The organism is Dongia sp. P2_B8, from assembly GCF_056404715.1.
This window is the reverse complement of record NZ_JBFUDM010000001.1, coordinates 750,060-771,235: the sequence shown is the minus strand read 5'-3', so window position 1 is coordinate 771,235 and position 21,176 is coordinate 750,060. Positions and strand designations below refer to the sequence as shown.

The window sequence follows — 21,176 nt, the reverse complement described above, 5'->3', positions numbered from 1 at the left end:
GAGTTCCTAACGAATGCGGCCAAGGGCAGACAGCAAAGCCTGCGTCTGCGCATCCTGCGCGACGCGGGGGTCACTGTCGGCGCGCGGGCGCGCTTCCTGCGCGGGTGCCGTTGACGGCGATGGGTTCGATGCAGGCTGGCGCGATGCACCCAGCTGCCCTTCAAGCTTGTCGGCTGCGTTCTCAGCGCGCGCGATCAGCATCTTCAAATCGTCGCTGCTGCGCTGCAATTCGCCGACCACGCTTTGCGCCCGCTCGATGCGTGTCGCGAGATCCTTGGCGACGCCATCGGCCGTGCCGCGCAAATCGGCGAGCGACCGGTCGGCATTGGTGGTCGCTGTGGAGAATTCCTGGATCAGTTTCTGAAAGCTATCGCGGTCGTTGCGCAGATCGCCGAGGCGGCGGAGCAGCCGCAGCACATAGACCAGCGTCACCACCAACAGGGCGACCAAGATAAAATCGGTGATGAGGCCGAGCGACATCATAGGGTTTGCGCCTGCCTACCCAACTATTTGATCAATCGATCCTGGAGCTTGACCGCAATATGCTGACCCTTGCGGCCCATCTGGCCACGGAATAAGCGTACATCGCCGCAGCGCAGCTCGATCATCGAATCCGGAGTCACCTCAAGGTCGAGGCGGCTGCCCGGTTTCCAGTTCAGGACTTCGTTGAGCGGCACTGACACTTCGTCAAGCACCGCGTTGATATTGACGTCTGTCTGCCACAATTCGCCAGAAAGATGGGTTTCCCAGATGGAATCGCGGCCGAATTTTTCGCCCATGAACATCTGCAGCAACAGCTCGCGCACCGGTTCAAGGGTGGCGTAGGGGAGCATCAGTTCCAGCCGGCCGCCGCGATCTTCCATGTCGACGCGCAGCCGCGCCAGAATGGCGGCGTTGGCTGGACGGGCAATGGCGGCAAAGCGCGGATTGGTCTCCAATCGTTCAAAGCGGAAGGTCACGGGCGATAGCGGATCGAAGGTCGCCGTGAGGTCGTTCAGCACGACATTCACCAGCCGCTCGACCAGATTGCGTTCGATCGTGGTATAGGGCCGGCCTTCGATACGCATCGCCGCCGTACCGCGACGGCCGCCCAGCAGCACGTCGACGATCGAATAGGTAAGCGAAGAATCGACCATCAGCAGGCCGTAATTGTCCCATTCCTCGGCCTTGAACACACCCAGCATGGCTGGGAGCGGGATCGAATTCAGATAGTCGCCGAAGCGGATGGCCGTGATGTTGTCGAGGCTGACCTCGACATTGTCCGAGGTGAAGTTGCGCAAGCTGGTGGACAGCATGCGCACCAGACGATCGAACACGATCTCCAGCATCGGCAGGCGTTCATAGGATACCAGCGCGCTGTTGAGCATCGCCTGGATGCCCGATGTCTTTTCCTCGCCCGCCTCGCCTTTGGCGATGCCGAGCAGGCTGTCGATTTCATCCTGATCGAGGACGCGGTTGGACATCGGCCCCGTCGGGGCCGCTCCGTCCGCAGCAGCAGCGTCGTCGTCGCCATCGGCCATGTCGCCCCAGGCGGCAGCCGCTGCTTTCTCTTCCTCGGACAGTTCTTCTTCAGGATCGTCGATCATTCTCTACCTCGATCCGCGCCGGGACTCCGCAATGTCGGCGCTGATTGTCCATCTTATTGCTGAACCAGCATTTCCTTAAAGAGGATATCTTTAACCTTGGCCGGTTTGGCGGCTTCTTTGACCCGCAACAGCAATTCTTCACGCAGTCTTTGAAGGCCGGCAGCACCCTGCACATCCTCGGGCCGCAGGCTGCGCAGATAGGTCACGATCTCGTTCTCGATTCGCGGTTGAATCTCTTCAACCACTTTCTGCTCTTCCGGCGATCCAACTTCCAGGACCATCGTGGTCACCATGAAAGGCTGCTTTTTGCCGGTCATGATCAAGTTGGCCTGCATCTTGGGCAACTCGACGAAGACCGGCACATGGCCCTCTTCCTCGGTGGCTTCCTCTTCAGCCGGCGCTTCGCCCTCAGCAGCGTGGGCGTCTTCCTTCTTCGGCTCTTCCTTATTGAACATCAGGAAAGCCGCCGCCCCACCGCCGCCCAGAAGCAGCAGGGGCAGGACGATGAACAGCACCAACTTTTTGCCGCTCATCTTCTTGGATTTGGCTGCGCCCGCTGCGCCGTCGTCTTCGGCCTTTTCCGCCATCGTCCCTCAACATCCCGTTGAGCCGATCTGCGCCGGTGAAGGCTGCCGATCCGGCTTCCATTGCAATGGCCCATGACGTCCAAACGCACCCCAACGGGGCATCGCAAGGATTTTGGTCCGGCCGCTCACCGATAAACTAGGGGTTGATGGTTAACATCCAGTGAACCGCAAGAGAAGCCAGGAACGCAGATCGTGCCGGGCGCTGGCCCCTTTTCCGCCCGGCATTTTATGCACAGGGCTACCCAATATCCAATTAATGCATTGAAATACCTACATTTTTTTATTGGCACAAAGTCTGCATTAAGGAAATCACCAGCCGCAGAGCTGGAAGTAACTGACCCTTTGAGGGCACCGTCATGGAAACACCGACTTACATCGTGCTGTCACGACAGCTCGGTTTGGAGCGACAGCTGAATATCGTGGCCAACAATCTGGCCAATACCAACACCCCCGGCTTCAAATCCGAGGGCATGGTGTTCAGCGAGTATCTGATCAAGGCCGAAAAGCCAACCAAGCTGTCCTATGTGCAGGATCTCGCCAGCTACCGGGACCTCACGGAGGGCAWTCTGCAGGCCACTGGAAACGACCTCGATGTCGCGATCCAGGGCAAGGGCTATTTTGTGGTGCAGACCCCCGATGGCCCCCGCTACACACGCAACGGCCGCTTCCAGCTGAACGCCGCCGGCGAAGTCGTCAATAGCGAGGGCTTTCAGGTGATGGCGGGCGGCGCGCCGCTCATCGTCAACACCGATGACGGCCCGATCAATATCGCCGGCGACGGCACCGTTTCGGCGGATCGCACCCAAGGCGGCAACACACCCGTCATCTACGGCAAACTCGATGTCGTGGCTTTTGCCGACAACAGCGCCTTGAAGCCCGGCAGCGGGACCCTGTTCGAAAGCGACCAGGCCCCGGCGGCAGTCGACGTCGCCGATTTCAAAGTGCAGCAGCGCATGATCGAAGGATCGAATGTCCAGTCGATCCGCGAGATGACCAACATGATCTGGGTGCAGCGCAATTATCAGTCTGCGCAGAAATTCCTGGAAGGCGAGCATGAACGCATGCGGCGCGCCGTCAACTACATCATCCCCAGTTCTTAAAGCCCAGTTCTTAAAGCCCAGTTCTTAAAGACGGGCGGGAGAGACAGTCATGAGATCCTTGACCACAGCCGCGACCGGCATGTTCGCCCAGCAGATGAACATCGACGTCATCGCCAACAATATCGCCAACGTCACCACGACGGGCTTCAAGCGTAGCCGCTCGGAATTTGCCGATCTGCTCTATCAGGACTATCGTCGCGTGGGCACGCAGTCTTCGGATACGGCGACGATCGTGCCCGCGGGTGTCCAGATCGGCGTCGGCGTGAAGGCCGTTGCTGTTTACCGGGTCAACGAACAGGGATCGCTGGTCCCCACCGACAACCCGCTCGACATCGCCATCAAGGGTCGCGGCTACCTGCAGGTGACCCTGCCGGACGGCACTACCGCCTATACCCGGGATGGCACGCTGCGCCTTTCCAATGATGGTACGCTGGTGACACAGGACGGCTTTGACATCGTGCCCAACATCACGGTGCCCAACAATGCGACCGACATCACCATCAACGGCAATGGCCAGGTCGAAGTGACGATCCCCGGCCAGATTACGCCGACACTGCTCGGCCAGATTCAGATGGCGACCTTCATCAACGATGCCGGCCTGAAGCAAAGCGGCGACAATCTGCTGCTGGAAACCGAAGCCTCAGGCGGGCCTACCACAGGCAATCCGGGTGCCGTCGGCTTCGGCCTGCTGCAGCAGAATTTCCTGGAACAATCCAACGTGAACATGGTGAGCGAGATGACCGATCTCATTGCCGCACAGCGCGCTTACGAGATCAACTCCAAGGTGATTCAGGCCTCGGACGACATGATGGCGACTGTCAGCAACATCCGTTGAGGAGGCGTGCCATGACCTACCGATCACTGACCCGCCGTTCGCGATTGCGCTCATCCCTTCTCGCGTCGGGGCTCCTCGCCTTTGGCCTCATCGCCGGCAGCCTGCCCGCCGGGGCCGACAGTCTCGACGGCACGGAAGCCAGCACCGAAGGCCTGAGCCTGCGCAGCAATATCATGGTGGATGACGACGTCGTGCGCCTTGGCGACCTGTTCATGGAATCGCTGTCGGTTGGCGACACGCCGATCGCACAGGCTCCCGGACCCGGCCAGACACTGTCCTTCGACGCCCGTTTCCTCAGCCAACTGGCGCGCGCCTATCATCTTGATTGGCGGCCCGATTCAAAGTTCGAAAAAGTGCTGGTCGGTCGCATCAGCCACAAGGTCGAAGCCAGCACTGTGGTTGAAGCCCTGTCGGCCGCCATTAGCGCTCGTGCCGCCAATGATGCGCGGATGGAATTGGTGATCGATGGCGGCGATGTCGAATTCACCTTGCCGACAGATATCACCGCGTCGGTCGGCGTGCAGAGCCTGCAATATGATCCGAACAGCCAGCGTTTTGCCGCCCTTCTGGTGGTGCCGGCCGATGGGCCTACGGCATTGCAGCGGCGGGTTTCCGGCTCGATCTTCGAAACCATCGACATCCCGGTCCTCAACCACGCCGTGGGCGCTGGCACGACGGTCCAGGATGCCGACCTGCAATGGATTTCAGTCCGCACGGACCGGCTGATCGGCAATGTCATCACCGACGCACGGCAAATGGTCGGCATGACCACCAAGCGCCCCTTGCGCACGGGCCAGATGCTGCGCGGCAGCGACCTGGTGATGACACCTGCCGTCCGCAAGAACAGCCTGGTGACACTCGCCCTGCAATCCGGGCAGATGAGCCTCACCGTCACCGGCAAAGCCCTGGAAGACGCGGCCGTCGGCCAGGCCATCCGCGTCGTCAACGTCAACAGCAAGAAAGAGCTGATGGGCATCGTCCAGGATTCGAGCACGATCCTGATCCCGGTCGCCGGCCAGCTCACTTTGAATTGAAGGAGGCCACCATGGCCCGTTCTAGATTGAGATTGCAACGCAGCCTCACCATCACCCTGACGATCGCCACCTTGCTGAGCGCCGGGATGTTGAGTGGTTGTGGCAACATGATCGACCGCGTCGCCGGCATCGGCAACGAGCCCAAGATGGATCCGATCGAGAACCCGACCAAGGACCCAAACTATCAGCCGGTCAGCCTGCCCATGCCGTCCCCGATGGCCGACGTGCGGCAACCGAATTCGCTGTGGCGCCAGGGCAGCCGCGCCTTCTTCAAGGATCAGCGCGCCGGCAAGGTGGGCGATATTCTCACCGTGGTGATCGAAATCGACGACGAGGCGAAGCTTGCCAACAAGACCGATCAGGCACGTGACGGCAGCAACAGCGCCGGTCTCGACAATCTGCTCGGCTACGAAACGATGCTGGCCGACATCTTTCCCGACGGCATCGATGCTGGCAATCTGGTCAACTCCGACAGCGCCTCCACGACCACCGGCTCCGGTGCGGTCGACCGGTCGGAGGCCATCAAATTGCGGGTGGCCGCAGTCATCACCCAGGTCATGCCAAACGGCAATATGGTGCTGGCCGGAACCCAGCAGGTGCGGGTCAATTACGAGCTGCGCGAGCTCACGGTGGGTGGTGTGATCCGCCCCGAGGACATCTCCAACGTCAACGAAATCCCCTATGACAAAATCGCCGAGGCCCGTATCGCTTATGGCGGCAAGGGCACGCTCTCGGATCAGCAACAGCCGCGCTACGGACAGCAGGTCTACGACATCTTCTTCCCGTTCTAAGCAATCGATCCCACAGGCCATCGATCCCCTGGCTTTTGCGACGTCGGCGCATCCGGCAACGGCCGCACCGACGCAGAGTTCATGACGGCAACTTTCCCTTCCATCCACCAGGATGGAAGGGTTCTTTTTTCCTGCAGCGCCGTTATTGTTCCGGCATGACCGATCTCGTCACCGCTGCCCTTGCCAATCCGATCAATCGCGCCATCCTGACGCGCTTGCCGATGCTGGGGATTCCGGATGCCTGGCTGGTCGCAGGCAGCCTTTATCAATCCTATTGGAATGCGCTGAGCGATCGGCCGGTCACGGCCGGCATCAAGGATTACGATATCTTCTATTGCGACCCCACTGACCTCTCCTACGAAGCGGAGGATAAGGTGGTGCGCCGGGCGGCTCTGGTGTTCGGTGACCTCGATGCGCTCATCGACATCAAGAATCAGGCGCGGGTTCATCTCTGGTATCGGAGCCGCTTCGGCAGCGACTACCCGGCGGTTACATCTTCACGGGAAGCGATCGGCCGGTTTCAGGTGCGATGTACCTGTGTCGGCCTGCAGCCGCGGACCGAGGGCAGTTTGGATCTGCACGTGCCCTATGGGACCGACGAACTCACCCGCGGTGCGTTGCGCGCCAATGCCAATTGTCCGGACCAGCGCGGGATTCGCGCCAAGGCCGAGAGCTACCAGCAAAGATGGCCCTGGCTGACGATCGAAGATGGTGGCTGAAAACGGAAAACTGATCGACCGATGGATTAATCAGAGGGTCGATCAATCGTCGCGATGTGTGCGCTCCATGCGCTCGTGGCGCTCTTGCGCCTCAAGCGACAGGGTGGCGATCGGGCGGGCTTCCAGGCGCTTCAGGGAAATCGGCTCACCGGTCTCCTCGCAATAGCCATAGGAACCATCTTCGATGCGCCCCAGCGCTTCGTCGATCTTGGAGATCAACTTGCGCTCGCGATCACGGGTGCGGAGCTCCAGCGAACGGTCCGTCTCCAGCGAGGCCCGGTCGGCCAGATCCGGCTCGGACAGGCTTTCTTCCTGAAGATGGCTCAGCGTTTCACCGGATTCCCGCAGCAACTCGCCCTTCCAGGCCAGAAGCTTCTGCCGGAAGTATTCGAGCTGCACCGGATTCATGAAGGATTCTTTGTCGGTAGGCCGGTAATCGGGCGACAGCAATGGCTTCATGCGTGGTCTCGACTTGTCGTTGCCACTTCGCCCCGAAGACGTGTGAATCGGGAGCGAATTTGGCGCGGAGTATAGGCAAAAGGCCGTTCCCCGCAAGCGCGATTTATCATGCGAGCGCAGTCACAACACATTGAAATAATTATATTCTTGAGAAGAGGCCCGAGGATCAGCGACTGAGCTTGGCCAGTTCGACCGCTGCACGTAGCTCGATCTCGTCGAGAATCGCGGTGAGCTGCGGATCGTCAATCTGCTCGCGCTTGGCCCTGACCATCTGGGCCAGCTGCTCGAGCCGGTCTTTCGGAATGGCCCCCATGAGAAGGCCGATCCGGATCTCCTCCAGGAAGTCGAGCATCTTGATGCCGCGATCGCGGGCGCGCTGTTTGGCCTTGCCCTTGGCGGCATCGGGCGTTTCCTGGACGGCGAGGACCACCGAGAGCGAACTTACGCTCAGCGCCATCGAGACATGCTGGCCCTGGCCGGCATGGCTTTCCCCCAACGCCTTGGCGAAGTCCCCGCCGGAGGCAGTCGAAGACGGTCCACCAACACGACGATTGGCGGCGACCGGCTTGGGGGAAACTGGATCGATCTTTATGGCCACAAACTCACCTGGATCGGGACGTCCGATTCACCTTCATATAGTAGCATGTAGGACTAACAAAAGATTAAAGGAATTAACAACTTGGCATGAAATTGGCTCCCTGCTCCGGCGGCAATTTCTGCCGCCTTTGTACCAACCGGCAGGGTTGGCAGCCGGGTTTGCCGGAAAGATCTCGACGACATGGGCCACGTCCATCACAGCGTCAAGTTCAATGCATTGATTTGAAAAGATAATTTTATAGAACCTGGATGGCACGGAACTCGCATTAACCGGCTTGGACAAAGTTCCAACCCTGGATTCAAGCGAGCGATGACGAAAAATCTTCATATCCGCCCCGCTTCATGGCGCCGCCAGCTGACGAGCCTGGTCACGGTTTGCGCTCTGGTACTGACAGCACTCATCCCGGCCGGCCCTGCCGTCGCCCTATCCCGAATCAAGGATATCGCCGAATTCGAAGGCGTCCGTGAAAACCAGCTGGTGGGCTACGGCCTGGTGGTCGGCCTCGACGGCACCGGCGACGACGTCAAAAAGAAGTCGCCGTTTACCCGTGAAAGCCTGATCGGCATGCTCGAGCGCTTGGGCGTCAAGGTCAACCAGGCCAACGCCGACCTCGAAACCAAGAATGTGGCCGCCGTCATGGTGACCGCCACCCTGCCCGCCTTTGCGCGCCAGGGATCGGAAATCGACGTGACCGTCTCGTCACTGGGTGACGCATCGAGCCTCCAGGGCGGGACCCTGCTGGCAACGCCGATGCTGGGCGCCGATGGCGAAATCTATGCTGTAAGCCAAGGTCAATTGACCATTGGCGGCTTCAAGGTAACCGGCGCAGCCGAAACCGTCGTGCGTGGCGTGCCCACTTCTGGACGCATCACACGCGGCGGCATCGTGGAGCGCGAAGTTCCGTTTGATTTCTCGCAATTGCAGTCGCTTAAGATCGCTTTGCGCAACCCGGACTTCACCACCGCGCGGCGCGTCACCGACGCGATCAACGAGTTCGTCGGTGCCGGCACTGCCTTCGCACTCGATTCCGGCACCGTACAGCTGAACGTCGCGCAATATGGCGGCGAACCGACGGCACTCCTCACCGATATCGAACAATTGCCCATCGAACCGGACCAGCAGGCGCGCGTCGTGATCGACGAAAATACCGGTGTCGTGGTGATCGGCCAGAATGTGCGCATCAGCAAGGTGGCGATCGCACAGGGCAATCTCACAATCCGCGTCACGGAAACGCCGCAAGTCTCTCAGCCGTCACCATTTTCGTCGACCGGCGTCACCACTGTCGTGCCCCGGACCAACATCGACATTCAAGACGATCCCAATCGCAAGCTGGCCGTGCTGAATGACGGTGTCACGCTGGAAGAATTGGTAGCCGGTCTCAACTCACTGGGCGTCGGCCCTCGCGATCTCATCTCGATCCTGCAATCGATCAAGACCGCCGGCGCGATGCAAGCCGACATGGTGGTGCAGTGATGGCCGATCTCAGCACCGCACCTTTGATGCTCGACCCCAGCCTGACAGCAGGAACAGGCCCAGCTCTTAAGCCGGCATCGCGCGATGCCGCCGGCATCTCCAAGGTGGCCGAGGATTTCGAAGCCTTCTTTGCCGGCCTGGTATTCGACCAGATGTCCTCGGACATCGAGCCGGATCCTGTCGTCGGCGGTGGTGAAGGCGAATCCATGTTCAAGTCGCTTCTCAATCAGGAATTCGGCAAGAGCGTCGCGCGCACTCATTCCCTTGGCATTGCCGACATTGTGCAACGTCAATTGCTGCAAATTCAGGAGGTTCAGTGATGGACAAGACAACGCGGATGACGGAACTGCTGGCCATCACCTCGCAGCTGATCGGCTGCATGGAGCGCGAACTGGAACTGATGCGCAGCCTGAAGCCGACCGAGCTCAAGCAGTTGCAGATGGACAAGGTCGCCCTGGCCGATGCCTATCAAGCCTTCACCATGGCCTTAAAGGAACCAGGTGAAGATGTCAGCGCGGTGAATGCAGCCCTGCGTGACGAACTCACCGAGGCAACGGAACGCTTCCAGACCTCTGTGCAGGATAATCTGCGCGCCCTCAAAGCGATGCGCGATGTCAATGAGCGCGTCATGCGAGCGGTCGTTCAGTCCCTGGACGATAAGCGCGCAGCCGTCACAGGCTATAATAACCGTGGCACCATCACGAAATCCCGGCGCCAGACCCCGGCCTGCCCAGTCGCTGTCCAGCAGCGGGCTTGATCAACAGACAAGCAAACGGCGCCGCACACATCGTTGCGGCGCCGTTATCATTTCATAGAAGCGGAAGTCAGATCGTGAGATCGACCCGGCTGGTCCCCGAACCGCCACCGGGCAGGGCTGGGGCTGATGGCACGGACGGCGCGGTCGCCACGACCGCCACCGTAGGCGTACTGGCACCATTGTTGGTCGGTGCCGGCGACGCCGGCAAATCGATTCCTGTCGCAACGTCAGCCTTCGCAGGCGCTACTACCTTCGCAACACCGCTATCGGCAGCATTCTTGGCCACGCGCTCGCTATCAGCGTATTTGCGCAAATAATATTCAGACGGGAACTGCTGGACGACCTCGCCAGTATCCGGCTTCTGCCGCAGCAGAACAATCTTGCCGAAATCCTGGCGGTAGGAAAATTCGAAACTGTTATAGCGGAAGGCCTGCAAGGTCTCCGGAACAACCTGATCCGCCGGCAAACTGGCCGCAACGTCAGGCGTCCCAGCGGATTCTGCAGACAAGACAGCGGCAGCCGACGACGCCCGCACAAAAAGCGGGGCGCCACCACTTACCGAACTGACTGTCTGCGATCCATTTACCATTCAGCAATAACCCTCAACTATGGTCCCCCTGCTCGTGTAGCGATCGGGTTAATCGCCAATGGGGGTCTGCCAAATATGAGGTTTTAAGTTCACGTCGGGCTGCAAAAGACTGACAGACCGCGACCAACTTAAAGTTACCCAGATTCCAGGATATGTTTTACTGGCAAAATATGCAATAGGCATAACGGCCTATACACACTCCCATGCACGCCTTTGGGACTCCTGTCGCCCAACGATCAAAGCATCGCCAATATTCGAACAACAGCAATATTGCGCACCGGCAATATTGGCCCGCACGGCCAGCGCCGCAGGCCGAATGCCGCGCATCCATGCAGAAAATTCCGCCTTTGGCAGACCGATCTTGCCACACTCGGCAGACCTTACATAGCGTGACCACACTCAAAAACTCTATTTTATTCATATAAATCAATAAATTATCAACTGGCACAATAGCTGCATAAACCCTCCCGAGACGTGGCGAATGGCGCCGCAGGTGGTCAAAACGACCGCCGAAGTCGCAATACACATTCGGGAGAACCCAGATGGCGACCAACGACATTCAATTAACCGGCGGTATCCGCAGCAATCTTCTCTTGTTGCAGCAGCTCTCCGGCAAATTGGACAGAACCCAGCAGCGGCTGGCGACCGGCAACAAGATCAATGGTGCGATCGACGGGCCAGTAGCCTATTTCGCCTCAAAGGGTCTCAATCGCCGTGCCGATGACCTCGCCACGTTGAAGGACTCGATCAACCAGTCGGTTTCGACCATCAAGGCAGCCGACACCGGTATGACCAAGATCGAGACCCTGATCGAACAGGCAAAGGGTCTCGTAACTTCGGCCTATCAAAATCTCGGCAGCGACGCCAATTCGGTGGCGCTCCGCAAATCTCTCGCTGAGCAATACAACACGCTGCTGCGTCAGATCGACAAGCTTGCAGAAGACTCCAGCTATCAGGGCAAGAACCTGCTGCTCGGCAGCGGCCTCCGCCTCGATGCGACGTCCTCTTCCAAGAGTGCTACGAACGCGCTCCCCGGCGTCACCGCCTCACGTGTCACCAACGTGACCAAGGTCGATGACTATGTCATCGATGTCGAGGGCAATGGCCAGATCACGGCCAATGCCAGTGACATCGCCGACACCGAGCGCGACCGTGGTATCAGCAACCTGGTGGTCAGTGGCTTCCAGAGCAAGACCTCCGGCAATCTCGATGAAATCACGATCCGCTATACCGGCGGCAAAGGCAAAGCCAAGACCTTCACCATCACCGAAGGTGATGTTGCGGTCACCAAGACCTTTAGCTTGCAGCAGTGGCAGGACGCAAAGTCCACCGGCCAGGTGCTCAACTTCGACCACCAGTTCGCCAGTGGCACGCATGTCAATTTCGACATTGATTTCGACCAGATCGACGATGTTGCCGATACCAACGGTCTTGGCACCTCGACCATCGAAAAGCTGGTCGATCTCGGAGTCGACGTCGCCAACTTCAATGGCGTCGGCCAGACCATCACCCGCTCGGCCAACAATCTCCTTGGCCAGCAGAAATTGGCAGACGGCGAAAACAGCTGGAATTTCGACACCGGCACCCCGCGTCTGACAATCGACGAGCGCACAATCCTGCAATCCTCAGCCTATAGCGCGGCAATCGGTGAATCCTATGGCCGTGCCGCCAGTGGCATCGTCGGAACGCCCGTTATCTCGGCAACCGGCATTTCCAACGACTTCACGTACAACATCACGGCGGCGGGCGACCCGACGAACTTCAACTTCACGACGGGCCACTTCGACATCTATACCGTCACGGCAACGGGACCGTTTTCAACGGTCGCCCTGTCGGTCAGTGCCGATGGTGTGGTCACGTTCAGCTCGATCGCCGACAACGGCCAGAGCGTCGATATAAATCTGCTGCGCAGCGGTCTCAATGGCATTACCGTCGCCTCGGCGTCGGATGCAGCCCAAGCCAATGGCACCGAGAATGTCACTGGTGGTGCAGTTTCAGCCGGCAATATCGCGCTGACCAGCATTTCCGGCATGGCCGACAACCTGGCGCACAAGATCACCGTCAACGTCAAGACCGACGGCTCGGCGTCCACCTTCATCCTGGACGACGGCTATGGCGGCAAGGCACTGATCACGGGCGATCTCAACGCCGCCCAGGTGCTGAGCTTTGTCATCAGCGGTGGCGTCAACAGTGGTGCCATCGTCCAACTGACGGTCGGCGGCACGTCGTTGCGTGCCGACGCCGAGGCGACGCTCACCTACAACGCGATTGGCGCCTTCACAGCACCGGATGAACTGCGTTTCGACGTGCGTGTGGCGCAGACCGGATTTACCGCGGCCCTCAACACGATCCAGGTCACGGACGGTACCGAGCAGAACAACCTTACGGTTCAGCTCAATGAGACCAACACCAACCAGGTGACAGTGGTCAGTCGCAACGTCAAGACGGACGGACAGGGATTGGCGGTCGATTTTGCCCAGAACGACTGGCTCGATCGAGCGGACATCGACAATGCCGCGGCCATGATCGACGCGGCCAAGATCAGGCTGCGATCTACCGCCTCAGCGCTCAACAACAACCTCGATGTCATCACGACCAGGCTTGAATACACCAAGGAATTCATCGACGTGCTGGCGGAGGGCGCCAACAAGCTGGTGCAGGCCGACCAGAACGAAGAAGGCGCCAACATGCTGCAGCTCCAAACGCGACAGCAGCTCGGCACCATCTCGCTCAGTCTTGCCAATCAGGCGCAGCAGGCCATCCTGCGCCTGTTCTGAGGGCCGATCCCCCGATCGGCGCTTAGCAAAGCCGGCCCAGCGATTCGCTCCCGCTGGGCCGGCATTACTTCGACGGCCAGAGTTCGCAGACAAAAACGGCGCCCTGCTTCCGCAGGGCGCCGTTTTTCATATCTCCAATGAACGCGTGATGCTCAGCCGATCTTCAGCACCGTCAGATCGACGATTCCGGTCGCCGGATCTGCTTTGACAGGTTTCTGGGCCGGCTTCGCACCTTTTGCAGCCGTGCCATTGAGCGGCTCGTCATCAAAGGTGACCATCAACTCGGCAGTCGGCACCTCTGTGGGCGTAGCACCATCGCCCAGATGAAAGTCCCACATGACGGGTGATTGTTTTGCCGCCGGCGCAATCGTGGCGCCGGCGGCCGGGGCCTGCGCTTGTTCGACACGGCGGAGGAGATCAGCAGCGCCACCATGGCCTGGCGCCATGTCGACGGCACGTCTTGCCGCGACCTTTGCTTCTACAAGATCGCCCTTCTCCAGGAGCAACTCACCCAAATGCTGCCACGGGCCCATCGCCCGATGATCGATCGACGTCGCCCGACGCAGCCAGCGCAACGCTTTCTCGATCTCACCCGTTGCTGCCAGGGCACGGCCGTAGTTATGGGCGACCGTCAAATTATTCGCATGGCTCTCGGCCGCGATCTCCAGATGCCGCAAAGCATCCGTGGCTCGACCTTGCGTCAACAGCACTGCACCCAGATTGGAATGCACTTCACTGTCATCCGGCGCCTTGTCGAGAATCTCGGTCAGTCGCTTTTCGGCGGCATCGAGACTGCCGGCATTCATCAAACAGTTGGAAAGTCGCTTCAACGTGACGACATCATCTCCCTTGAGCTTCAGAGAGCGTTCGTATGCCTCCTGAGCCCCGACGAAATCCTTTGATTCCATCAAAGCATCGCCAAGACTGTCCCACGCAATTCCGTAGCCAGGATCGATTTCTACCGCGTGCCGTGCTGCATCCGCAGCCTTCTGGTACTGCGCAGCTGCGTTATAGCAAACTGCAAGATTCTGCCAATAGAGGGCCTCGCGCGGCTTGAGTTGAACCGCCTTGCATAGAGAGTCGATGCCTTCCACGGCACGCCCAGCCCGCGCCAGCGTCATGCCCAACTGATGGCAGGCTTCGGCATGCGCCGGATTGGTTTCCAGAATCTGCCGGAGGGCCATCTCCGCCTGAGGCCATTTCTTAGCCTCGGCATCCGCCATGGCACGGGCGATGATCATGTCGATGGTCTTGTCCGAGGCGCCCGAGATATCGGCGGTCCGGATCTGTTTGGCGGCGGTGCGCCGTTCCTTACGATTCATTTTGTCACCTCGCGGCACGCCCAAACGATGGCGCCGATTTCTACGTACGCACGGCCTTGATCGCCGCAGCAACCAATTCGTCGACCGTACCGTCCGCGCCCTGGAAGACAGTACGCAGCTTTTCATACCACATTTGCCGGTTGGTGTCCGATCCCCAGCACCAATGGTCGATCACCGAAACCACCTTGATGACTGGCTTTCCGAGCAGGGCGGCCAGATGCGCCGTGACGTCATCCACGGCAACCACGGCATCGAGTGCCGCCAGCTGGGCAAGATAGGCCGAAAGATCTCCCTTGGCCCGCGGGTCGATGATCATGTCGCGACCGGCAGCGGCGAATTCGTTAAGCTCGTCATCTTTGGCATCACGCTGGACGTTGACGACACCGAGGTTCTCCAAGTCGAACAGCGGGAGCCAATCCTGCAGCGCCGTCTTCGCTGCACCCTCGCCGCCCCGCCAGGACAGGCCGATCAGTTTCTTTTCCGGCATTACGGCCCGATAATCTGCCTGGAACTGGTTGGCCAAGTTCAGGTCCGGCTTCAGAAGAGGCACGGCGCCGACAGGGAATTTGCCCGCATCCGCCCGGTAACGTGCGGCAAGATCTCCGAGACTGCTGACAATCTGGGCACGCTCGTCAATCAACCCCTGCGGGGTCGAGAAGCCCGCAGGCACCAGCTTGATCTTTGGATAGGCCGCCTGCAGCAACGGCAACGCAGTGGGTTCGCATTCGACCAACAGGCTGCGCGCTTCCTCGGCAGCTTCGGCCAGGAGGGGGGCGAACAGCAATTGTTCGGCCAGCGACCGTTCAGCCCGCAGGAACACACGCGTCCGCCGCAAATGCCCGCCTTCCCAGGATTTCGGATATTTCGCTGGGTCGATGGTTTCGAGATGCCGTGGCAGCAGGCCCGGCCTGACGCCGAACCGCCAGCCCCAATGTGGCCAACCCTTCGCATAGTCGCCGCTGCGCAGATTGGCCTCTGCCAAGCCGACATGCGCGATGGCTGACGTCGGCGCAAAGGCCAAGGCCTTTTCGAAATTGCTGCGCGCCAGATCCCATTCGCCCTGGGCGGCCTGGAGCCGCGCCAACTGAATGCGCGAGAAAATATGATCCGGCTTCTGGCGTAGAACGCGCGCGTAGAAATCGGTGGCCTCGCCCAGCCGGTTCTGGCTGGCAAGAACGCGTGCCAGGCTGATCAGCGCACCTTCATTCTCCGGATGTTGCCGCACGGTATCGCGCGCGAGCTTTTCCGCCTGCCGCGTTTGGCCGACGGCGTCGAGAGCAACGGCCAGATCCGCCTGCAATTGCCCGCGTTCCGTTGCCAATTCGACACCCCGCGCCAGAATGCCGACGGCTTCCTCGGCCCGACCGACCGCGAGGGCCGCAAGGCCGATGCCGCGCAAGGCGATATCCTTATGCACGCCCGCCTCCAGCAGCATGCGGCAATAATCTTCGGCCTCGTTAAGGCGGCCATAGCGAAGCAAGGTCTCGGCACAGCGCTTGAGCATGGCGACATGAGCGGTCGCCAGATCTGCTCTGTCGACGTCGCGCAGCTGTGCCGCCATCTTGTCGATCAGCGTTTCCCAGACGTCGCCCTTTTTCTGCCGGTAGAGATTGAGGCTGTCATACCAGACAGACTTCATGCCCTCCGTCATCCAGCGCCAGTCGGAATTGATCGGCAGCATTGCCCAGACCGGTTTGCCGAGCGCAGCGGCATAATGAATGGCACTGTTGTCGACGGAGATGATCAGATCCATGGCCCCGACCTGGGCCGTAAACGGATCCATATTGCCCATCGGATTGATGGTGTTGTCGACCAGCACCTCAATGCCATACTGCTCCTTCATCTCGGTGACGTCGGTCGTGACGTCACCATATTGCAGATTGATGAAAGCAGCGTTCTGATTATTGAGGATTGGCAACCAGTTGAAGAGCTCGAGGGAGCGCGCTGCAGCACTGTCGCGGTTGCCGGAGCGCCAGGAAATGCCAACCAGCAATTTGCCCGGGAACCGCGCCTGATACTTCTTGCGCAGTTTGCCAAGCCAGTCTGGGCTGGGAATGAGAAAACCCTCGCGGCCAGGTAAATCGCGATAATCCAGCTTCATGGCCGGCACCAAATCGGCGGCAGCAACCTTTGCTTTGACCTCATTGCTGCGCCAACCAGCAGGAAGCGTGTTGCGCTCCAGCACCTCAAAATCCGGGAAGCTGCGCTGAAACAGCGACACCTGCCGGCTGTTCACCTCAAATACAATATGCCGGCAATGATCACGGAGGGGCAGCATCTGCCCGCCATACATCACATGGTCACCAACGCCCTGCTCGGCATAAACCGCCAGCTTGCCGTCGCGGATCGGCTCGCCCTGCCAATCCGGCACAGGCAATTCCCATCTGTCGCCAGCCCCCTTGCGCCCCCAACGACTGTCCATTTCGGCGGAAGCCGCAGCGAAATGACCCAGTCGGAAATTATTGAGGCAGCGAGACATGCGCAGATTCTGATTATCCGGCAGGCGTTTTGTCATTTTGTCGAGAATGAGCTGCGCGGCATGGAAATCGCCGTCACTCATGATCGTCTGCAGCAGCAAGCCTTCCGCATCCCCATCGCTGGGATAGGCCTGGAGATATTCCTGGATCATCTGGGCCGCGACCTCATAGCCGTCGGCCAAAAGGTAGATCTCCGTCAGCTTCTTCAGATCTTCCAGATTGCCGGCAACCACCATTCCCGTCAGTTTCGTACGCGTCCGCGCAGCCAGATCGCCGTCGCCCTGAATGGCAGCCAGCCGCTCCAGCACCACATTGGCCTTGATGGAATCGGGGTCGAGTTCCAGCGCCCTGTTAACGGCGGCATTGGCCTTGTCCAGCTTTGAACCCTGCTTCATGCAGCTCCAAGCCAGATAGCAGTACATGTCGGCTTCAGTGTCCGAGATGGCGAGGATGCGTTCGCACAGTGCCTCAACCTCGCGCAGCTGCCGCATCATGATCCGGCAGCGCAGCAGATTTGCCAGGATGGCCAAGCGGTGGGGTGCCTTCAGCAGCGCTCTCTCGTAAATCTTAATGGCTGAAAGCGCATGCTTGGCATTGAACAGCATATCGCCAAGGCCTTGATAAGCGTCCATATTTTCTGGATTTGCTTCGATCGCACGCCGGAACAGAAGCTCCGCTGGGCCCCGCTTGTCGTCATCGCGTTCGATGACGGCCAGATTGTAGAGAGCCGTCGCGTGCCGCGGATCGAGCGCCAGTATTTCTTCGAGCGCCGTGCGCAGCTTTTTGCGCTTGCCATGTTCATGGGCCGAGGTCGCGACGAGGAGGAGCTTGTTGATTTTCTCCTGGACCTCCGGGCTTGGTCCGGGCTTTCCAGCAGCCTGCCCGCCGAGCTCGGTAGTCGGAATCGGCCCCCCGCTATGAGAGAGGGCACCTTTGGGCATGGCACCACTGCCGGTAAAATCCAGCAGATCAATCAAGCCGGTCATAACGCTGCGCTCCTGGGCGGACATCAATCCCTGCCTTCATGCATGTTTTGTACCATTTTCCATCCATTCCAGGGCTCAGATGTTAACATCTTGTTAATCCTAAGTCTTTGATGAATCGGCAGTATTTTCCGTCCAGCCATTCTTGCCTAGGCAACAAATGCCGAGCCGGGCACTTTTTGCCGAGCAACCCCAGGCCTCACCCCCTGCAAAACGGCCAAATTGCTGGATTTACGAAAAAATTGCCGACTGGCAGGGAAATTGCTTCCCATTACGAGCCGCCTGCAATCCGCAGTGGCCGACGAAACAAAGTTTCGCCGCTTACATAGGTCTCCAAAGGAGCACTTAAATGGCTAACGAAGTCCAACTTAATGCTGGTATCCGCAGCAACCTCTTGCTGCTGCAGAACACCACCGTGAGCTTGGAGCGTACTCAGCTCCGCCTCGCGACCGGCAACAAGATCAACAGCGCCCTCGACGGCCCGGCGAGCTTCTTCGCCGCGAAGGGTCTCAACCAGCGCGCTGGCGATTTGAACGGCCTCAAGGACGGTATCGGCCAGGCGATCAGCACGATCAAATCCGCCGACACCGGTATTACGAACATTGAAAAGCTGGTCGAACAGGCCCGCGGTCTCACCACCCAGGCCCTGGGCCAGTTGGGCAATGACTCCTCGTCGGTGTCCCTGCGCAACAGCCTTGCCAGCCAATACAACAGCATCCTTCGTCAGATCGATCGTCTGGCCGCGGACTCTGGCTATCAGGGCAAAAACCTGCTGGTCGGTTCCGGCCTCTCCATCGATGCGACGGCCTCCTCGAAGGTCAATGTCAATGCGCTCGCCGGTATCAGCGGCGCGCGCGCGACCAATGTCGTTTCGGCCGACAACTACAATATCGAAGTGACTGGCGACGGTGCCATCTCCGGGTCGTCGAACGATATCGCGGAAGCTGAACGGGATCGCGGTATCTCCAATCTTCAGATCGCCGGCTTCGCCTCGACCAATGCCGCCAACTTTGACGACATCCGGATCAAGGTCAGCGGTGGTCAGGGTAAGGACAAGACCATTACCGTGACGGAAGGTTCGGCGACGGTTACGCAGACCTTCACGAACTCGGAATGGGACATTGCTCAGGCGAACGGCACGACGCTGAAGTTCTCGCATTCGTTCCAGAGCGGCACGAATGTCTCCTTCGACATCGACTTCGACGCGATTGAAGACACCCCCGACACCGCCGGCGTCGGCACGTCGATCATCGAAAAGAACGTCAATCTCCAGGTGGCAATTACCAACGAGAATGGCGAGAAGATCACTCGTGACGGCCTCAGCCTCCTCGGTCAGGGCAAGGTCTCTGATGGTGAAAACGCCTATGCCTTTGATTCGGGCACGGCGCGCGTTACCGTTGATGAACGCCAGATCCTGTTGTCGTCGAAATTCTCGGCGGCGGTCGGTACGGCATACGGCACCGGTGGCGGCACCATCGTCGGCACGCCGACGATCGGCACGGCAACTCCGGTTAGCGTGGACGAAACCTTCGCGCTGACGGGTTCTGCGACATCGTTTGACTACGCCACCAACAACTTCCAAACGTTCACGCTGGCCCTCGCCGGTGATAACGGGACGTCGGTGGCCGGTACCAGCACGATCGTTGCCACCGATACTGAAACCTCGTTCGACGGCGTCGGTGCTCAGGCCCTGAACTTCACCCTCAATATCAACCTGGGCGAAGTTAAATACGCAGTCACGGCGGCCTCGGCCACCGCGGCTGAAACTTCGGGCACCGTCGTGGGAACGGACATCTCGTTCGGTACCACGAATATCGCCTTCGGCGGCGCCGGCAGCTTTGCCGACGACACCGTCACCAGCGTGAACATCAAGATCATTGCCGCCAACAGCACGTCCGCGACCTTCCAATACACGGACGAGTTCGGTGGTACGGCTTCGGTCACCATCACGCTCGACGGCTCGCAGCACATTGTTGCGGCTACCTCTCAGATCGCCTTCAGCATCACCGGCGGCATCAACAGCGGCGCTGTTATCAGCTTCGCTGCGGCGGCTTCGTTGACTGAGGTAAATCTGGGTGCAACTCTGGACGTCAAAGTTCGCGGTGCGTTTACCGCGACCCGTGATGTTCAATTCGACGTTCGTGCCGCTAATACCGGCTCCAGCGCCGTGCTCACCACCAAGCAGGTGACCGATGCATCTGATGCCAACAATCTGGCGGTGCAGCTGAACGAGACCAACACCAGCAACGTGACGGTCGTCAGCCAGAACGTCCAGACCAACGGTCAAGGCCTGAAGCTCGACTTTGCACAAAACGGGTGGAACGACAGAACGGATATCGATGCTGCGGTTAAACAGCTCGATGCCGCCAAACTGTCACTCCGCGCGGCATCGTCGAACCTCAGCACCAACCTCAACGTCATTCAGACTCGAGAAACCTATACTGCTGAGTTCTCGAACGTTCTGATTGAGGGTGGCAATAAGCTGGTCCAGGCGGACCAGAACGAAGAAGGTGCGAACATCCTCACGCTGCAGACAAGGCAGCAGTTGGGTACCATCTCGCTTTCTCTCGCCAACCAGGCGCAACAGGCCATCTTGCGATTGTTCGGCGCCCCGTCCGTCCCCAAGGATCGATTGACCACCGGAGAGCTGCCGGATGTTCGATGGGATCTTAAGTGGCGTACAGGTACCTGAAGTCATTGGGAGGCCTGAATTGCCGCTTAAATTTACCCTTCGCCCCGGCGAAAAAGTGATCGTTAACGGTGCCGTCATCGGGCGTGGTGAAGAGCCGGGCAGTTTCTATCTCTTTAATAAGGCGAATTTCCTGCGTGGCCGCGAGGTCATGAAAGATGGTGCCGCCGACACGATCGAGAAGAAGCTCTATCTTGTTATCCAGCTTATTTACCTCTTCCCGGAGAATGCCCCCGAAAATCTTGTGAAATTCGAGGCCATTCTGGCGGAAACCATGCGACACCGGTCCGACGATTTGGAAGCCTTAACGGAAGTGGCACGCTTGGTGCATAGCGGTGACTACTACCGGGCTCTCAAGGCGACGGCGAAGCTCTTCTAGGGTATATTAGAAGAACCGAGC

At 59.4% G+C, this 21,176-nt stretch carries 19 protein-coding genes; 11 read left to right on the top strand and 8 right to left on the bottom strand.

The window, feature by feature from the left end; genetic code table 11:
* Positions 1-6 precede the first annotated feature (6 nt).
* Genes AC1DWZ_RS03500 through AC1DWZ_RS03490 form a run of 3 tightly spaced genes read right to left on the bottom strand, consistent with a single transcriptional unit; the run spans position 7 to position 2,173 of the window.
* Positions 7-483 (bottom strand): DUF6468 domain-containing protein, encoded by a 477-nt coding sequence (locus tag AC1DWZ_RS03500; RefSeq protein ID WP_477167472.1) that lies wholly within the window; start codon positions 481-483, stop codon positions 7-9.
* Positions 484-506: 23 nt separating this feature from the next.
* Positions 507-1,586 carry a flagellar motor switch protein FliM gene (fliM, locus tag AC1DWZ_RS03495; RefSeq protein WP_477167471.1) on the bottom strand — a complete coding sequence of 360 codons (1,080 nt, stop codon included), beginning with the start codon at positions 1,584-1,586 and terminating at the stop codon, positions 507-509.
* A 53-nt stretch (positions 1,587-1,639) separates the two neighbouring features.
* Complete coding sequence (locus AC1DWZ_RS03490) at positions 1,640-2,173, bottom strand: flagellar basal body-associated FliL family protein (RefSeq protein ID WP_477167470.1); 534 nt, start codon at positions 2,171-2,173, stop codon at positions 1,640-1,642.
* A gap of 356 nt (positions 2,174-2,529) precedes the next feature.
* Here AC1DWZ_RS03490 and flgF point away from each other — a divergent pair, with 356 nt between their 5' ends.
* The 5 genes from flgF to AC1DWZ_RS03465 all read left to right on the top strand — a co-directional run bounded on the left by flgF (position 2,530) and on the right by AC1DWZ_RS03465 (position 6,652).
* Positions 2,530-3,273, top strand: a complete 744-nt coding sequence (gene flgF / locus AC1DWZ_RS03485) for a flagellar basal-body rod protein FlgF (RefSeq protein WP_477167469.1) — start codon at positions 2,530-2,532, stop codon at positions 3,271-3,273.
* A gap of 49 nt (positions 3,274-3,322) precedes the next feature.
* Positions 3,323-4,108, top strand: a complete 786-nt coding sequence (gene flgG / locus AC1DWZ_RS03480; RefSeq protein WP_477167468.1) for a flagellar basal-body rod protein FlgG — start codon at positions 3,323-3,325, stop codon at positions 4,106-4,108.
* A gap of 11 nt (positions 4,109-4,119) precedes the next feature.
* Entirely contained in the window at positions 4,120-5,142 is a 1,023-nt protein-coding gene (gene flgA / locus AC1DWZ_RS03475) for a flagellar basal body P-ring formation chaperone FlgA (RefSeq protein WP_477167467.1), read from the top strand.
* Between the two features lie 11 nt (positions 5,143-5,153).
* Positions 5,154-5,933 carry a flagellar basal body L-ring protein FlgH gene (gene flgH / locus AC1DWZ_RS03470; RefSeq protein WP_477167466.1) on the top strand — a complete coding sequence of 260 codons (780 nt, stop codon included), beginning with the start codon at positions 5,154-5,156 and terminating at the stop codon, positions 5,931-5,933.
* 155 nt (positions 5,934-6,088) lie between these two features.
* Entirely contained in the window at positions 6,089-6,652 is a 564-nt protein-coding gene (locus AC1DWZ_RS03465) for a nucleotidyltransferase family protein (RefSeq protein WP_477167465.1), read from the top strand.
* A gap of 42 nt (positions 6,653-6,694) precedes the next feature.
* On the opposite strand, the gene dksA is transcribed toward AC1DWZ_RS03465, so the two are convergent.
* Complete coding sequence (gene dksA / locus AC1DWZ_RS03460; RefSeq protein ID WP_298683957.1) at positions 6,695-7,111, bottom strand: RNA polymerase-binding protein DksA; 417 nt, start codon at positions 7,109-7,111, stop codon at positions 6,695-6,697.
* Between the two features lie 166 nt (positions 7,112-7,277).
* Positions 7,278-7,709 carry a flagellar assembly protein FliX gene (locus AC1DWZ_RS03455; protein WP_477167464.1) on the bottom strand — a complete coding sequence of 144 codons (432 nt, stop codon included), beginning with the start codon at positions 7,707-7,709 and terminating at the stop codon, positions 7,278-7,280.
* Between the two features lie 309 nt (positions 7,710-8,018).
* Between AC1DWZ_RS03455 and AC1DWZ_RS03450 the strand changes: the two genes are divergently transcribed.
* The 3 genes from AC1DWZ_RS03450 to AC1DWZ_RS03440 are packed head-to-tail and all read left to right on the top strand — an operon-like array spanning position 8,019 to position 9,939.
* The gene (locus tag AC1DWZ_RS03450; RefSeq protein WP_477167463.1) at positions 8,019-9,182 is read left to right on the top strand and encodes a flagellar basal body P-ring protein FlgI; all 1,164 of its coding nucleotides are present in this window, start codon (positions 8,019-8,021) and stop codon (positions 9,180-9,182) included.
* Positions 9,182-9,502: a rod-binding protein gene (locus AC1DWZ_RS03445; protein WP_477167462.1), complete on the top strand. Its 321-nt coding sequence runs from the start codon at positions 9,182-9,184 to the stop codon at positions 9,500-9,502. The genes AC1DWZ_RS03450 and AC1DWZ_RS03445 overlap by 1 nt, the downstream gene beginning before the upstream one ends.
* Complete coding sequence (locus tag AC1DWZ_RS03440; RefSeq protein ID WP_477167461.1) at positions 9,502-9,939, top strand: hypothetical protein; 438 nt, start codon at positions 9,502-9,504, stop codon at positions 9,937-9,939. Before AC1DWZ_RS03445 ends, AC1DWZ_RS03440 begins: the two co-directional genes overlap by 1 nt.
* A 67-nt stretch (positions 9,940-10,006) precedes the next feature.
* Here the strand turns inward: AC1DWZ_RS03440 and AC1DWZ_RS03435 are convergent, their stop codons facing one another.
* The gene (locus AC1DWZ_RS03435) at positions 10,007-10,447 is read right to left on the bottom strand and encodes a hypothetical protein (protein WP_477167460.1); all 441 of its coding nucleotides are present in this window, start codon (positions 10,445-10,447) and stop codon (positions 10,007-10,009) included.
* A gap of 623 nt (positions 10,448-11,070) precedes the next feature.
* On the opposite strand from AC1DWZ_RS03435, the gene AC1DWZ_RS03430 reads away from it, so the two are divergent.
* Positions 11,071-13,305 carry a flagellin N-terminal helical domain-containing protein gene (locus AC1DWZ_RS03430; protein WP_477167459.1) on the top strand — a complete coding sequence of 745 codons (2,235 nt, stop codon included), beginning with the start codon at positions 11,071-11,073 and terminating at the stop codon, positions 13,303-13,305.
* 152 nt (positions 13,306-13,457) lie between these two features.
* Here the strand turns inward: AC1DWZ_RS03430 and AC1DWZ_RS03425 are convergent, their stop codons facing one another.
* Positions 13,458-14,627 carry a tetratricopeptide repeat protein gene (locus tag AC1DWZ_RS03425; protein ID WP_477167458.1) on the bottom strand — a complete coding sequence of 390 codons (1,170 nt, stop codon included), beginning with the start codon at positions 14,625-14,627 and terminating at the stop codon, positions 13,458-13,460.
* 40 nt (positions 14,628-14,667) lie between these two features.
* The gene (locus tag AC1DWZ_RS03420) at positions 14,668-18,090 is read right to left on the bottom strand and encodes a tetratricopeptide repeat protein (RefSeq protein ID WP_477167457.1); all 3,423 of its coding nucleotides are present in this window, start codon (positions 18,088-18,090) and stop codon (positions 14,668-14,670) included.
* Between the two features lie 391 nt (positions 18,091-18,481).
* Here AC1DWZ_RS03420 and AC1DWZ_RS03415 point away from each other — a divergent pair, with 391 nt between their 5' ends.
* The gene (locus tag AC1DWZ_RS03415) at positions 18,482-20,779 is read left to right on the top strand and encodes a flagellin N-terminal helical domain-containing protein (protein ID WP_477167456.1); all 2,298 of its coding nucleotides are present in this window, start codon (positions 18,482-18,484) and stop codon (positions 20,777-20,779) included.
* Positions 20,742-21,155: a flagellar biosynthesis repressor FlbT gene (locus tag AC1DWZ_RS03410; RefSeq protein ID WP_477167455.1), complete on the top strand. Its 414-nt coding sequence runs from the start codon at positions 20,742-20,744 to the stop codon at positions 21,153-21,155. The genes AC1DWZ_RS03415 and AC1DWZ_RS03410 overlap by 38 nt, the downstream gene beginning before the upstream one ends.
* Positions 21,156-21,176: the final 21 nt, after the last annotated feature.

Coding starts and splice junctions, on each gene's coding strand:
- AC1DWZ_RS03500 (WP_477167472.1), bottom strand. CDS start 483: ATGATGTCGCTCGGCCTCATCACCGATTTTATCTTGGTCGCCCTGTTG.
- fliM (WP_477167471.1), bottom strand. CDS start 1,586: ATGATCGACGATCCTGAAGAAGAACTGTCCGAGGAAGAGAAAGCAGCG.
- AC1DWZ_RS03490 (WP_477167470.1), bottom strand. CDS start 2,173: ATGGCGGAAAAGGCCGAAGACGACGGCGCAGCGGGCGCAGCCAAATCC.
- flgG (WP_477167468.1), top strand. CDS start 3,323: ATGAGATCCTTGACCACAGCCGCGACCGGCATGTTCGCCCAGCAGATG.
- flgA (WP_477167467.1), top strand. CDS start 4,120: ATGACCTACCGATCACTGACCCGCCGTTCGCGATTGCGCTCATCCCTT.
- flgH (WP_477167466.1), top strand. CDS start 5,154: ATGGCCCGTTCTAGATTGAGATTGCAACGCAGCCTCACCATCACCCTG.
- AC1DWZ_RS03465 (WP_477167465.1), top strand. CDS start 6,089: ATGACCGATCTCGTCACCGCTGCCCTTGCCAATCCGATCAATCGCGCC.
- dksA (WP_298683957.1), bottom strand. CDS start 7,111: ATGAAGCCATTGCTGTCGCCCGATTACCGGCCTACCGACAAAGAATCC.
- AC1DWZ_RS03450 (WP_477167463.1), top strand. CDS start 8,019: ATGACGAAAAATCTTCATATCCGCCCCGCTTCATGGCGCCGCCAGCTG.
- AC1DWZ_RS03445 (WP_477167462.1), top strand. CDS start 9,182: ATGGCCGATCTCAGCACCGCACCTTTGATGCTCGACCCCAGCCTGACA.
- AC1DWZ_RS03440 (WP_477167461.1), top strand. CDS start 9,502: ATGGACAAGACAACGCGGATGACGGAACTGCTGGCCATCACCTCGCAG.
- AC1DWZ_RS03430 (WP_477167459.1), top strand. CDS start 11,071: ATGGCGACCAACGACATTCAATTAACCGGCGGTATCCGCAGCAATCTT.
- AC1DWZ_RS03425 (WP_477167458.1), bottom strand. CDS start 14,627: ATGAATCGTAAGGAACGGCGCACCGCCGCCAAACAGATCCGGACCGCC.
- AC1DWZ_RS03420 (WP_477167457.1), bottom strand. CDS start 18,090: ATGACCGGCTTGATTGATCTGCTGGATTTTACCGGCAGTGGTGCCATG.
- AC1DWZ_RS03410 (WP_477167455.1), top strand. CDS start 20,742: ATGTTCGATGGGATCTTAAGTGGCGTACAGGTACCTGAAGTCATTGGG.